This window comes from Planktotalea sp. (genome assembly GCF_050633725.1).
GTDB lineage: Bacteria > Pseudomonadota > Alphaproteobacteria > Rhodobacterales > Rhodobacteraceae > Planktotalea.
In genome coordinates this window covers 136,275-149,839 of sequence record NZ_JBOEHB010000002.1, presented here as the reverse complement: position 1 = coordinate 149,839, position 13,565 = coordinate 136,275, and the positions used below count along the sequence as shown (strand labels likewise).

Genomic DNA, 13,565 nt, shown 5'->3' with positions numbered 1-13,565 from the left:
AATTCAATCTGGAATGAGAAAGACCACTTCGATGCGATTGTTTCTAACGGAAAGCGGATCCGTCGCGACAAGGTCAGTATCGGCCAAGCCAGAAATGCGATCAAAACGTTCAGCTTCAATGCCCGCCAACGCCAGCTTTCGACGCATAGCTAAGCTTCTCTTCATTGTACTGCGCCATGGATCAGTGTTCGTGCGAACAATCGGTTGCGTCCGTACATGTGTCTTAACCGCGAGCTTGTTCTCGGCATTTGCAGCGATTTGCGCAATTTTGCTCGAAAGCTGATCAAGAATCGGCATCGCTTTACCTTCGCCATCGAACAATGGACTCTCGGGAAGATCGAATATTTCGATAACTACGCCTTCATCCGAAATTCGGGAAACAACGTGCTTCAGAGCATTCTCTAAAAGATCACTTTCGCCGCCGTTGCCAAGCAATTGCGCATTGAGCGTATCCAATAAGTCTTCTGCTTTCTGTCGCTTGATGCCTTGGCTGGCCGCGCTAGGACTCTCAATCGACCAAGGCGGCTTTACACCAGAAGAACCAGTCCCAGATTTAGCTAGTGTGTTTTCAGAGAAAATTGAATCTCCTCCGAAAGCGCCATCTCCGCCACCCGAAATTCGATTGATTGGTATCGTAGGATTAAAGTAATCCGCGATCCCTTTGCGTTGCTTTTCTGTCGTTGCGTTTAACAGCCACATCAACATGAAAAACGCCATCATTGCAGTCACGAAGTCTGCATAGGCAACTTTCCAAGCACCACCATGGTGCCCGCCGCCGCCAACGACCTTTTTCCGTTTGATGATAACTGGCGCAACAGAGTTACCCGTCGCCATTTACACCACCTATTTTCTCACCCAGGTGGAGGATAGCATTCGAATTGTTAAGGAATGCTCAACAAATACAGTTGTAAGGAATTAGCAAGGGTTTAGCCCCTTTGAGCTAACTTCAAAGCGACTTGGTCGAAATTCAGCGCTTTCTGGCAAGTGCATAACGTTGTGAATAAATCGTGCTGGATCAGCTGGTGCCAAAGATTTCAGTTGCCAAGGCGCAAAACGCCACCAAGCACATCGAAGCATCGGAGAGATATGTTCAGGCGCAAGACGCCATTTTTTGATCACACCGGGATTACCAGCGACAACTGCATAAGGCGGGACGTCCCTTACGATTACCGCCTTAGCTGCGATAACTGCGCCATCACCTATCGTGACCCCGGCGGCGATATAGGCCCCATGGCCAATCCATACATCGTTTCCAATTTTCGTTTCCCGCACATGTGTCGACGGGCCCACCGCAAACGTTTGATCGCTACGATACTCCTCGGCGCCATTAAAATCTTCGCCAATATCAAAAAGCGGCGTTCGAAGATAAAAGGCGGGGCTAGTAGAAGACCATGTCATTGGATGATTTTGTCGCCCGATTTGAACGTCTTCACCGAACGAGCAATAGCGTCCGATCCGCGCAGCAAATGCGTAACCAGAAACATGATAAGAAAAGGCACCAAGCTCTAACGAATGGTGATACTCGGTCCACTTCAAGCTACTGGGCGCTTCGATTAGCGCGCCTTGGGGCAGATTGATTTGCTTACCCGGATTACGCGGCAAAACCTCGATCCCGGCCGCTTTTAGGTGCGCGATGCCTATATTGATCGATTGAGCCATGGCTGTGCACCTTTTCAATTTCGGATATTATTTTGTGCGGCTTTCCCGCCCATTCTAGAGGCATAGAATATCCATTCTCGGCCCTATCCACCGCTTCGCCCTGAGCGCCTAGGTCGAAACAAAAAACTGGAGCGCCCGTCGCTAAAGCCTCATGTGTCGTGTAGGAAAAAGTCTCTGGCCAAATGCTTGGAATCAACCACTCTGATATTTGGTGTTTTTCCGCCAGCATAGTTATGTCCCGTCGCTTGAAGGGCCCGGTCTCGATGCAATTTTGACCAAGCTCGAATTGAGGATCAACTCGGCCAATCACAACTATCCGAGCGTTCTTCTTCAACCTTAGCTGTCTAGAGAGATCACTTAAAACCTGCGCACCTTTTTGAACGCCAATGTCACCCAGAACACCAATCGTCAAAGCGTCTGGACTTGAGGGTGCATTCATCTTTTGAATTGTGGAAATCGCATGCGGCCGCGTCACAATGAAGTCGACGATTTCCGGGAAGGCTTGCACCATCAGCTTTGCGCTACTGCTGGAAAAGCAAATAATACTGTCAGAGATATTGAGCAATTTTCCCCAGCAATCTCTCCAAAGTGCATTGCTTTGAAGCTTGCCCGAAACATCTTGGAACATATGTTTGGTGTCCGTCATCGCTTGCGGATCGACGCCACGATACGTGTTGTTGGACCCGAGCAGGCAATAGGACGGGCTAAGCGCAAAATAATCATGCACCAAAAACGAGAATCTCCCCGCCTTTGAACGCGCAAGAACTTCAATTTCTTGCGTTAGGCCAAATGGGTCGCGATCCCCAACCGCACAGGAATAGATGATATGTGCAGATGTCAGGGGCTTCAAAATTTTATGAACCAAGCGCGTGTCATCAGTGTCCCCAAAGATCACGCCCTGTTGTGTGTGCAGCTCGATGCGCCAACGCAAAGCGCCGCCAACACGCAATACAACCACGCCCTCACCGTCCATAATTCTTTGCTTAATTTGCTCTTGCAAATAAAGCTCCGCGCCTCCGCCCATAGAATGCGCAATGTAGATTGGGGTTTCTGAGGATGAGCTAGCAAGCTCAACGATACCTGCAAAAAGTCTGATAGTTCGCAAAGGATCATCTGCAATGAAGTGCTGAACCCTTTGATCAAACGACGGATAACGCTTCGCGACTAACTGGTTGTTTTTTGCAATCGCCGCCCGTTTATGCGCATCCCCAAAAGACGAGCCTCCACGATGCTCAACATAAAGATTTGGCACCGCTTTATGGAGTCCCTTTAGGGCAGAAACACGTTGGCACCAATCAACCTCCTCGCCATAGCCCTTTCCAAATACCGTATCGAACTGCGGGACCCTTCGCAGGAATTTGTTGTTAATGGCCATGCAAAAACCAACCGACGTGGGAACATCTTGGCAGATATTTGGCGAAATGAACTCGAGCAAAGCTTGATCAATTTTCTCCGCCACGCCGTCAGGGGTTTCACTCGAACCGCAAATAATTGGCGCGGAAAGAATTTCCGCATCATTGGAAAACGGCGTCACGCTCGCTACGTTAGAATTCGTAAGAATGGGCCGGATCAACCTTGTTGCCCATTGTTTAGGAACCAGAGCATCTGAGTTAATCAAAACGACATGGTCATTGTGCTCAAGTGCGCGCTCAAAAGCTTTGTTCACGCTCCCGATGAAGCCAAGATTTTCACTGTTTTCTAGCAGCAGTATCTCCGACCCTTTGACCCGATTGTGGGCGCACCATCTACGCAAAAATGGGCGCACTCTGGGATCGGATGAACAATCTTCCACCAAGATCAATCGCCAAGGTAGATCGGTGTTCTCTGCAACGCGGTTCAATGCGTTTTGCATCACTTCAAACGCATTGAAGACGGGCATGATCAGGGTCACTTTTGGTGCGCGTTGCTTCGTTCGCACAACTTCAAAAACACGCGCGTCCAGAATATGACTTGGATGTTTTTGCTCCATGCGCAGCGCACGTTTTGCGCGCGTTTTGTTTACAAGGTTAGGATTGAAAAACGCACGCAACAGGACTGAGCTCGCGCGCAGCACATCTTTTGCAAAGCTAAACCTGATGTGAACCAAGGCCTTTGCACGATTCAATCGTCCAGGTTGAGGACACATGATTTGCGTGGTGTTGCCGCCATATCTAAAAGACAATGACGCGCCTAGGGGATTGTCAAACCACGCCAGATTGAAACCACACTTTTGCTCTGCTGGAAGATTTAATTCCATAGTCACATCAGAGCGCAGTATGTCTGGCGCGACCCATTTTTGCTGTGCAGGATACCCTAGCGCAACCTCACTCGAAATGCTCCACCCTTCGATGCGCACGCTACGTTGCCCGAAACAAATGCGTTCTACTTGCGCGATCTTGCCTCCATTTGCATCGTAAACGGTGAACCCATCTACAGGGATCGAATAATGGTGATCGCAATAGCGCTGGAACAATCTAGAAAGTGTCGAGAACACGTAGCAAACATCCTGGTTGAATAGTTTTGCTATTCCTAAGCTCAACTTCTGAATTTTTGCCTAATCCCAAGCAGATTTCGCTCCACTTTGGCGACAAAAGGTCAACGTCACCTGTTAAGCAGCCTATCCCTGAAGCGCCAAATCAGGAAAAAGCCAGCGGCGCACAACGAGAGCGACAGGAACAACACATACAACACCGATACATGTTCGCCCGCGTAGCCGAAAAAGAGCCCCCTGCGCGTCAATCCAACGATGTGAACAATTGGGTTAAACCATAACCAATCGCGATAGGGCATCGGGATAGAGTCGAACGTAAAAACAATACATGACAGCAGGAACATAGGGCGGTTAATGATGCTCCAAATGCGTTGCCAGACAGGGAACAGGGTCACAAGAAAACAGTTTATTGTCCCGATGCCAAAACCAAGGGCAAAAACGAGTAGCACCGCTAGACTAACTGCGCCGTAATCAAGGCGGCCGGGTGTTCCGATGAACGTAATAAGGCCCCCTAAAACCAAACAGAACACCAGTGTTTGCGTAATAATGCCAAGCATTGCGCGCGCTAAAACTGCGTCGGCCAAAGTTACCCTTGGATAGCTGAGCAATGGCAAAGAAAAATTGATCGCTTGCGAGAGCTTTCCGCTTATGTCGGTGTAAATCAGAAACGGAACCAAGCCAGAGGCATAAAACAACGCAAAGCTGGTTCCCAGCGGCGGCGCATGAAAGCCAAGTGAAAAAATAAAGGTAAGCAAGGCAATACCTGCCACTGGTTCTGCAATGGCCCAAATGTAGCCACCCGGGGAGCGCCCATAGCTGGTCGCCATCTCGCGCAACACAAGCGCAAGTATGGTTTGCAAGGCGCGCGGCAAGCCTAACCGTCGGATAGGTTGCGTTTTAAACACTTGGTCCGTCATTGCCCCGTGTTTAGGCGCAAGTGTTTACCCATTGTTTAAGGCGATTTGCGAAAACACACCAAGTTGTGAGGGCGCATCGTGGCATTGGCAGAAAACATCTCTATCCTTAAGACGGGTTCGAAGGGACCACATCCCGTTGGTTCAGCGCATCGACCTCCCGTTAGAGTGGCAAGGCTTCGAAAACGACACATCGCAACGCTCGTTAGCTTTGCTATGGTTGTTTGTTTGCCTGTGTTGATCTCTGCTTGGTATCTTTGGATGCGCGCGGCGGATCAATATGCATCAACATTCGCGTTCAGCATTCGAAGCGAAGAAACCAGCAGCGGCATAGAGTTGCTTGGCGGAATAGCAGATTTTTCGGGGTCGGGCGCGAACGATAGCGATGTCATCTATGACTATCTGCGCAGCCAACACTTAGTTGAAAAACTTCAAGCATCGCTCAATATTGCAAAGCTTTGGGCGACACCGAAGCGGGATCCCATTTTTACCTATGATAATACAGGTCTGATAGAAGATTTGCATGAGCATTGGACACGGATGGTAGACGTGTCTCATGACAGCACACGCGCAATCATCGAGGTGCGTACAAAGGCGTTCGACGCTGAAACCGCTGTGAAGATAAATCAAGAAATTCTACGGCTCTGTAGCGAGTTGATAAACCGGATCAATAGTATCGCCCACGAAGATGCGGTTCGATATGCATTGGACGATCTACAGCGCACCAAAACCCGACTTACCGACGCGCGCACCGAGTTGACTGAATATCGCGTCCTAAATCAAATGATCGATCCAAGCATAGACATGGGATCGCAAGAATCTTTGCTCTCAACGCTGGAATCCCAGCTGACGGAAACCTTGATCGATATTGAAATGCTGTCCGCCAATACGCGGCGCTCTGATACTCGGCTAACGCAAGCGAAACAGCGCAGAGCGGTTCTGCAAGCCAGAATTGATGAAGAGCGCGCGAACCGCACGCTCGAAGCGGGCAATGGCGGCCAAGTCGGGCTAGCGCGCCTCTATGGGGATTACGAGCGGTTAATTGTTGAGGTGGAGTTTGCGGAACAAAGCTATCAAGCTGCTCGCGCTAGCTTTGAGGCAGCCGTTTCAGATGCGCGCAGAAAAACGCGATATCTTGCCGCTCATGTTCTTCCAACCCGAGCAGAGCAATCTCTTTTTCCCAAGCGTGGTTTGATCCTTGGGCTTGTAACGCTCGCATGTTTCTTGGTTTGGTCACTTATCACGCTCATCGGATTCAGCTTTCTGGATAGGCGTTAACTGATGATTCAATTCATGAACGTTAGCAAAACTTACGAGTTAAACGGCAAAACCAAAGTCATCGCAAAGGACGTTTCGCTCACCATCCCCAGCAAAGCATGCGTTGGTTTACTGGGCAGAAATGGAACTGGTAAATCTACGCTCATGCGAATGATCGCCGGCACGCTCGCGCCAAGCAAAGGCCAAATTATTCATAGCGGTTCAGTTTCATGGCCTGTTGGGTTTGCGGGTTCTTTTCATCCTGAATTGAGCGGCGCACAGAACACACGCTTTATTGCTAGAATATATGGATGCGACACCGAAGAGTTAGTGGATTTTGTGGATGATTTTTCTGAACTCGGCATTCACTTTCACCAACCCTTTCGAACGTACTCGTCAGGTATGCGGTCTCGTCTTGCCTTTGGTGTTTCGATGGGTGTGCGGTTTGACACCTACCTTATTGACGAAGTGACCTCTGTGGGAGATGCAAGTTTTCAAAGCCGAAGTCGCGATCTGCTGACGCATCGCACACGAAATGCAGGCGCGATTGTTGTTTCTCATGCGATGGGGATGATCCGACAGCTTTGCACGTCCGGTGCGGTTTTGGAGAACGGTGAACTAACCTACTTCACTGACTTGGAAGAGGCGATCGCTAAACATGAATCCAATATGAAGACCGAAACGCGCTAGCGTTTACCCGCTATAAAGGCGCATCGTCTAAGTCCGACTTTATGTTAGATTCTCAAAACACCCCGCCTCCAATCGTCTTTTTACACATTCCCAAAACTGCGGGTCAGACAGTTCACAATGAGCTTTCTAGAGCGGTGGGAGAACGCGAAGTTTGCCCTATTCGCCTCCACACACAGGCCGCTTCGCAAGAGGCGCAGTTGCCGAAGGGGTATAGCCTATATTCGGGCCATATTGACTGGACTGCTCTCGATCAAATCCCAAAACCGCGGTTTGTATTCTCTATCCTAAGAGATCCTCGAGAACGAATTGCTTCATTCTACTTTTACTTACGAAAAGAAGCCGCTGCGCTAAGCGAAGAACAACGCTCGAGACCACAAAACGCAGGCAAGCGCGCAGTCTTAGAGCGCAGCACCGACGACTACTTTTTTGGTGGTGACGCGGCTTGGCAGGCCTTTATCGAGGATCATTATGACAATTTTTACTGCCGCTACTTTGGCTCCCGACGCATCCGGGCAGGGCAAGGTTTCACAGTGATGCCAGAGCGGCGCAAACTACGAGGAGCTTTGCGCAATATGTCCAAGATTGATTGGGTCTATTCTTTGAATAATTTGGATGGGCTGCAGTCTGACCTGAATTCACTTTATGGCTTTGATCTTGATTTCACCGGAAAGCGGGACAACGCAGGGGATCGCCCCATTTCAGAACCTCGATGGCCCCGCTTAATGGAACGACTAGAAGACGATACAAGCCGGGAAAGACTGGAACAGTTTGTTGAGCTTGATCTATCGCTTATGCAACGACTTGAGCTTTGATGATCAATTGAAGGTTATGTCATCCAAAAGCGCGGCGGTATCTGTAACGTTCAATAACGTCAGCTGATTGCCTTCGCCGAAGTCAAAAATCGTGTTTCCCTCAATGACATCCGCAAACTCAAGCGCACGCGCGGCCGTTATTGCTCCGCCACCAAGCAAAGCGTCATCAAGCTGAAGCACGTCAATGATGTCATTGAAATCCTCTACGACGTCATTTCCTTCGGTGAAAACAAACGTATCGGAGTGGGTTCCACCTCTAAGAGTATCATTGCCTCGCCCGCCGAACAAAATGTCGTCATGAGCGCCGCCATTCAGGTAATCATTCCCCTCTCTACCACGTAGAATATCTGCGCCTTCGCGCCCAAACAATCGATTGCTGCCATCGTCTCCATAGAGGCGGTCATTGAAACGGCTTCCTGCGAGATCTTCGATACTATCAAACACGTCGCCTGCGGCTTCGCCTGTGTTTTGAGACGCATTTGCGAGATCGACCCGTACATCGCTCAACGCTTCGGAATACTGCGCGCGGTCTCGGTTCGCACCGCCGATCAACACGTCAGCACCCGTTCCGCCAAACAATACATCATCACCGATCCCGCCCTCTAGCGTATCGTTTCCGCGACGTCCGAAAATGTAGTCCACATTGCGCTCGCCTCGAATGATGTTGTCACCAAGTGTCCCGCGCAGATTGTCGAAACCTTGCGAGCCGATCAGGTTTTCAATCGACGCATAGACGTCGCCAAACGCAATGTTTGTATTGATGTGCGAATACATGAGATCAACTCGCAACGACCCTCGCGATCCTTCGTAACTGATCCAATCGCTTCCTGCGCCACCGTCAATAAAGTCTGCACCAGCACCGCCATTTAGAATGTCGTCACCAGCGCCGCCAACTAATGAATCATCCCCTAGGTTGCCACGAATGGTATCGTTGAGCGCAGTTCCAATCAGCGTGTCTTCACCCGCGCTGCCTTCGAAATTACCTGGCTCGGTATCATCCAACAAAGGATCTGTCCCACCTGTCATATATGTCAGATCGGTATGGGATAGGTTAAAAAGCTGATGCGCCTCCAAGTCGTCGCTGTGGAGGGTGGTATTATCCACAGTTCGGACAACTAAAAGTTCGTCCCCATAATAGATCACCGCCCCATTGCTCCGCAAAGACCAAGTCAATGCGCTGACATCGTAAATTCGGCCCCATCCAGACAAGTCAATCCGGTCCTGCGTTGGATCAAAATCCAGAATATCATCGCGCACCCCATCGCGTGACAAAATAAAGGTATCAACACCATTGCCACCCGTCATTTTGTCGACGCCAGCGCCATCAAGGATCATGTCTGCGCCATTGCCTCCGCTGATCGTATCATCGCCTGCACCGCCTATTAGAAAGTCGCCATTCGCCCCTCCCGTAAGCATGGCATCGCTATTGCCGCCAATCTGTGTCGGCGCCTGCGCTCCAAGCTCGTAGCGCAATTGGGTTATGCCAGCCTCGCTTTCTGACGCGACATAGATGTCGATGCCATTCCCACGCACCTGTGCAGTGATGGACGTTACATTCGCGAGCGAGGTGCCAACCAAATCTTCCTGAGCATCAAGGTGATACAGTCGCCCATCTGGCAATAGCTGAAACAAGCTGATCCCATCGTTTGCACCCCCTGCAATGACAAAATGACGATCGGCAAAGCTAACGGTTTCCAAAGCCACAACCGACTGGATACGCGTGTGGAGGCTTGCATTGATGTGATCCGTCGGCGTCAATTGACCCGTGTTTGAAATCTTCATAACGGTCAGCGACGATGTCCCTGCCGACGCGAGCACAGCAAATCTCTGCCCGCCATGTTCGATGATTTCCATTGCCGTTGGCGTATCGACGGGTAAACCATCGCTCATCCTAACGACATCCGCGATGGCCAATCCGCCATTGGCATTGATCGTATAACTGTAAACCGCGTTTTGCTCGCTTGCTGCAAAAACCAGAACGTCTTGTCCTTGGACCTGCGTAACCTGCATCCCCAAAAGATCAACGCCTTGCGCTTCAAATGCAGACCCGATCTGGCCAAGCTCACTCAGCGCGCCCGTCGCACCCACTTGAAAAATACCTAGCTCAGAGCTTCCCCAGAAGCTGGCATAAACAACGTCTCGCGTTTCAGACGCATGAAAAACCAGCGAGCTGATCCCAAGGCCATCTGCTCCAGCCATGCCAACTTGTGTATCTAGGTTCTGACCCATGCCAATTTGGATCGCATCAAGTCCATCTGCGTGACGACCCAAATTTGCGATGAAGTCTTGCCCCCCAAAGCTAACCTGTTCCAAATGCGCAGGGCCATCGACAGATATCAGCGGCGCGAGCGTTAACGCGTCTAGATAACTCAACGCGCCAGTGTTCGGATTAACAAGGTAGCTAACGACGCCCCCCGATGATCCATTTGTTGCGTAAAGAACGGTGCCAGCCGCAGTGCTTACCAAATCCATGTCGCGCAGATTCAATTGATGCGAAACAGGCCCCAAATTCCATGTGTTCTGAACATTTAAATATGTCATCTCGCCCCCAAGCGTTGAATGAGAGTCCAGCTTAGAAACTAGGCTTGGTAACAAAGGGGGCCATTTGCGGCGCAAATGCGGTTTGCCTTTAGAGTTTGATAGGAATTTTCTGCGATTTCTTTGAAATGCCCTCTGCCCCTCAAACGATTAGCATCCTGCTTGCGAGCTATAACGGCAGCGCATTTTTGCGAGAGCAACTTGCGTCGATCCACGCGCAAAGCCACAAAGACTGGTCACTTATTCTGAGCGACGATGGGTCTTGCGACGACACATTGGCAATTGCACGAGCCTGTATATCGAAGGAGCGTTTGGATATTTTTCAAGGCCCGCAGCGCGGCATCGCCCTGAACTTTTGGAACGCATTGATGAAAGTGCCTGACGGCAACTATGCCGCGTTTTGTGATCAAGACGATGTGTGGCACCCCAACAAGCTTGAGCGCGCCTTTATGGCGCTCCACGGGAATGCCTGTCCCGCTCTTTATTCGAGTGGGCGCTATGTGACGGATGCTCAACTAAATGTACTTGGTGAGCAATCCAGATCGCTCGTGAAAAGCTTCGCCCGCTCGCTGTTTCGAAACCAAGTCGCGGGACACACTTGTGTGCTCTCGCCGCAAGCTGTTCAGATGCTTAAACGCTTTCCACCCGCCCCGAACGTGCCATTCCACGATTGGTGGGCAATGCTCGTTCTAAGCGCTCTAGGAGCGCGCTTTATTCATGATCCCTACCCAAGCCTCTATTATCGACAACACGAGGCCAATGTTTTGGGCGCAATGGGAGGACGGGTAAAATTGATCCGTGATGGAACCTATCGCAAATGGCTTTCCGCTAATCATGCTGCTCTTTGGCACTATCGCCAACACTTTCCCCTAAGGATCAAAGCAACGCTTGGCATTTGCCTCCCATTCCGAGCTAGACTAAGCAAAGAGCAACACAAACAAATGGCACGCTTATGATCGGCAGGTTGGGTAACAAACGCGGTAGCTCCGCATCTTCGATCAATCTGCGCCCCATGCAGGTCGAAATGAAACCTGAGCGCCCATTCTATGCGATTGGCGATATTCATGGATGTCTCGATCAATTGCACGCCGCTCTCAATCGCGTGGATGATGACGTCGAAGCGCTGAACATTGACGATCCAACTTTGGTCTTCCTTGGGGATTATGTGGATCGTGGACCTGCGTCTGCTCAAGTTTTGGAAGAGTTAATTCAGCTTAGCTTGTCTGATCCGGATGCCGTCGTTTGCCTTATGGGTAATCACGAACGAATGATGCTGGATTTTCTGGATGATCCATTGAAAGCGGGGCCCCAGTGGCTAAAATTCGGTGGGCGAGAAACCTTGGAAAGCTATGGCATTACTGGTGTGGACGCCGAAGCGGGCAAAGAGCAACTTTATGAAGCGTGCGAAGAGCTTTGGGATGCCATGCCGGAAGGCACCGAAGCCTGGCTTCGTCATCTGCCTTTACATTGGTCAACAGGGAATATGCACTGCGTTCATGCTGGACTAGACCCCGTGGCGTCCATCAAACAACAATCCCAAGATGTGATGCTCTGGGGAAGTAACGCATTCCTGAAAACGCCCCGCTCAGATGGAAACTGGGTCGTTCATGGTCATACCATTGTCGACAAACCCATATGGGAAAACAGCCGGATATCATTGGATACCGGCTGCTACTTCACTGGAGAGCTGACAGCTGCTGCATTTACCAGCAACACCTGCCGTATTCTTTAAGCGGGTTTGGTGTCTTCCGCCGCGTCGTCAACCACCTCTGCTTCGACAACGTCCGCTTCTTCGGCGACATCCTCAACGACGACCTCTTCGGGCTCATCAGAATGGTCCTCAAGCGCGCCAACGATTAGCGGTAGCATCGCAACGCCCGTAGGTTCAGCAATCTGAGCTTGAGGCGGTGTCTTCCAGCTCAGCGTATCAAAGCTCGCACAGTTTTGGCACACAGGCTCCCACTCTGCATGAATGTGATTGCAGGATTCACAGACCCACTGCGGACCACGCGATGCGCTAAGCGCGCGCGCAAGCCAACCCTTAACGACCGCATCGGAACTACCTTCGCCACGCTCGATCGCTGCCATGATGGTCAACGATCGCGCATTAGGTGCCGTTTCAATCAATTCGCCCAGCGCACGACGCGCAGATGGGAAATCTTCCGCTGCGATAAACAGTTCTGCATTCAGCATTTTCGTTTCTGGGTGATCTGCCGTAGCTTTGGTCAGTTTTGCAAAGCGCTTGATACGTTGAACAGGCGTTTCATCCGGCTCAATAGCTGCAAAAGCTGCTGCCAATTCTGGATGAGGCTGTGCATCCCATGCTTTCTTGAGAACACGTACGGCGTATCGCTTTTGATCCTGCTCAATGTAACTGCGCGCAGCCAAAACAGCCGCTGGGATCAAATCGGGGGAAAGGCGGTTCGCTTCAATCGCAGCTTCGCGGGCTTTAGTGCTTTCTCCGTCGTCAAATAGCGCCTCTGCTTGAGACAATGCAAAAACGGCTTCGCGACGCTTGTGCACATCGCGCGGCAAAGTTCCTGTCTTCAGTTTGGTCGCCAAGGTTTTACGAGCGCCAGTCCAATCCTCGCCTTGCGCTTGCAGCTTAAGAAGAATGTCCTGGGTTTCTTCATGCTTGGGCTTTAGCGCGAATGCGCGCTCCGCCAGTTGCAACGCAGTGTCTGTATCACCTTCAGCCAGCTTTTGCTTCATGATACCGCGCACACCAACAAAGCGCGTGGCTTCATCCTTCACCAGCTTTTTATAGGTTTCTTCTGCCTTGCGCGTATCGCCTGCCATCTCAGCGGCTTGTGCTGTCAACAAATTGGTCAATTCGGGCTTAGCTAGAAACTTCTCTGCTTTGGCTGCTTTGTTCATCGCCACAGACCCATCGCCAGAAGCAAGCGCCATCATGCCTTCTGACAAAGCTTGGTAGCCTTTGCGCTCGCGCCCCTTTGCGAAATAACGTGTGATCGCTGTTTCATCACCATTAATGAAACGAAGCGTCGCAACGAGAAGCGACAAAAGTTTGAGCACAATCCAAAGCGCGATGATCAAAACGATCAGGGCCAAGACCAGTTTGAGCGGGCTTAGTGTAAATTCTTGCCCACCCATCGTGACGACAGCGCCGCCACCCATTTCCATCAAATATCCGGCACCGACTGCAAGCGCCGCTATTATTGCCACAAAAACGAGAACTTTTAGCAAAGACCAAAGCATTCAAAA

General features: G+C 50.7%; 11 protein-coding genes. 5 read left to right on the top strand and 6 right to left on the bottom strand.

Going from position 1 to position 13,565, the window contains the following annotated elements:
* Positions 1-3: 3 nt before the first annotated feature.
* The 4 genes from ACRBCU_RS02920 to ACRBCU_RS02905 form a co-directional block, all read right to left on the bottom strand.
* On the bottom strand, positions 4-834 hold the full coding sequence (locus tag ACRBCU_RS02920) for a flagellar motor protein MotB (protein ID WP_431363865.1): 831 nt from the start codon (positions 832-834) through the stop codon (positions 4-6).
* Positions 835-915: 81 nt separating this feature from the next.
* Positions 916-1,659 carry a CatB-related O-acetyltransferase gene (locus ACRBCU_RS02915; RefSeq protein ID WP_431363864.1) on the bottom strand — a complete coding sequence of 248 codons (744 nt, stop codon included), beginning with the start codon at positions 1,657-1,659 and terminating at the stop codon, positions 916-918.
* Complete coding sequence (locus ACRBCU_RS02910) at positions 1,592-4,132, bottom strand: glycosyltransferase (RefSeq protein WP_431363863.1); 2,541 nt, start codon at positions 4,130-4,132, stop codon at positions 1,592-1,594. The genes ACRBCU_RS02915 and ACRBCU_RS02910 overlap by 68 nt, the downstream gene beginning before the upstream one ends.
* Positions 4,133-4,239: 107 nt before the next feature.
* Complete coding sequence (locus ACRBCU_RS02905; RefSeq protein ID WP_431363862.1) at positions 4,240-5,046, bottom strand: ABC transporter permease; 807 nt, start codon at positions 5,044-5,046, stop codon at positions 4,240-4,242.
* Between the two features lie 225 nt (positions 5,047-5,271).
* On the opposite strand from ACRBCU_RS02905, the gene ACRBCU_RS02900 reads away from it, so the two are divergent.
* From ACRBCU_RS02900 to ACRBCU_RS02890, 3 genes are read left to right on the top strand one after another with little or no spacing between them, the layout of a single operon-like run.
* Complete coding sequence (locus tag ACRBCU_RS02900; protein WP_431363861.1) at positions 5,272-6,321, top strand: capsule biosynthesis protein; 1,050 nt, start codon at positions 5,272-5,274, stop codon at positions 6,319-6,321.
* 3 nt (positions 6,322-6,324) lie between these two features.
* Complete coding sequence (locus ACRBCU_RS02895) at positions 6,325-6,990, top strand: ABC transporter ATP-binding protein (RefSeq protein WP_431363860.1); 666 nt, start codon at positions 6,325-6,327, stop codon at positions 6,988-6,990.
* Between the two features lie 41 nt (positions 6,991-7,031).
* Positions 7,032-7,802 (top strand): sulfotransferase family 2 domain-containing protein, encoded by a 771-nt coding sequence (locus tag ACRBCU_RS02890; RefSeq protein WP_431363859.1) that lies wholly within the window; start codon positions 7,032-7,034, stop codon positions 7,800-7,802.
* Between the two features lie 3 nt (positions 7,803-7,805).
* Here the strand turns inward: ACRBCU_RS02890 and ACRBCU_RS02885 are convergent, their stop codons facing one another.
* Entirely contained in the window at positions 7,806-10,343 is a 2,538-nt protein-coding gene (locus ACRBCU_RS02885) for a hypothetical protein (protein ID WP_431363858.1), read from the bottom strand.
* A 125-nt stretch (positions 10,344-10,468) separates the two neighbouring features.
* Between ACRBCU_RS02885 and ACRBCU_RS02880 the strand changes: the two genes are divergently transcribed.
* Together ACRBCU_RS02880 and ACRBCU_RS02875 are read left to right on the top strand one after the other, a co-directional pair.
* On the top strand, positions 10,469-11,296 hold the full coding sequence (locus tag ACRBCU_RS02880; protein WP_431363857.1) for a glycosyltransferase: 828 nt from the start codon (positions 10,469-10,471) through the stop codon (positions 11,294-11,296).
* Positions 11,293-12,072 carry a metallophosphoesterase family protein gene (locus tag ACRBCU_RS02875; RefSeq protein ID WP_431363856.1) on the top strand — a complete coding sequence of 260 codons (780 nt, stop codon included), beginning with the start codon at positions 11,293-11,295 and terminating at the stop codon, positions 12,070-12,072. Before ACRBCU_RS02880 ends, ACRBCU_RS02875 begins: the two co-directional genes overlap by 4 nt.
* On the opposite strand, the gene ACRBCU_RS02870 is transcribed toward ACRBCU_RS02875, so the two are convergent.
* The gene (locus ACRBCU_RS02870) at positions 12,069-13,559 is read right to left on the bottom strand and encodes a heme biosynthesis protein HemY (protein WP_431363855.1); all 1,491 of its coding nucleotides are present in this window, start codon (positions 13,557-13,559) and stop codon (positions 12,069-12,071) included. The two genes, ACRBCU_RS02875 and ACRBCU_RS02870, sit on opposite strands and share 4 nt — an antisense overlap.
* Positions 13,560-13,565 lie beyond the last annotated feature (6 nt).

What these genes read in the sequence shown, in the direction of transcription:
- ACRBCU_RS02920 (WP_431363865.1), bottom strand. Translation starts at nt 834, where the DNA reads ATGGCGACGGGTAACTCTGTTGCGCCAGTTATCATCAAACGGAAAAAG.
- ACRBCU_RS02915 (WP_431363864.1), bottom strand. Translation starts at nt 1,659, where the DNA reads ATGGCTCAATCGATCAATATAGGCATCGCGCACCTAAAAGCGGCCGGG.
- ACRBCU_RS02905 (WP_431363862.1), bottom strand. Translation starts at nt 5,046, where the DNA reads ATGACGGACCAAGTGTTTAAAACGCAACCTATCCGACGGTTAGGCTTG.
- ACRBCU_RS02895 (WP_431363860.1), top strand. Translation starts at nt 6,325, where the DNA reads ATGATTCAATTCATGAACGTTAGCAAAACTTACGAGTTAAACGGCAAA.
- ACRBCU_RS02890 (WP_431363859.1), top strand. Translation starts at nt 7,032, where the DNA reads ATGTTAGATTCTCAAAACACCCCGCCTCCAATCGTCTTTTTACACATT.
- ACRBCU_RS02885 (WP_431363858.1), bottom strand. Translation starts at nt 10,343, where the DNA reads ATGACATATTTAAATGTTCAGAACACATGGAATTTGGGGCCTGTTTCG.
- ACRBCU_RS02880 (WP_431363857.1), top strand. Translation starts at nt 10,469, where the DNA reads ATGCCCTCTGCCCCTCAAACGATTAGCATCCTGCTTGCGAGCTATAAC.
- ACRBCU_RS02875 (WP_431363856.1), top strand. Translation starts at nt 11,293, where the DNA reads ATGATCGGCAGGTTGGGTAACAAACGCGGTAGCTCCGCATCTTCGATC.
- ACRBCU_RS02870 (WP_431363855.1), bottom strand. Translation starts at nt 13,559, where the DNA reads ATGCTTTGGTCTTTGCTAAAAGTTCTCGTTTTTGTGGCAATAATAGCG.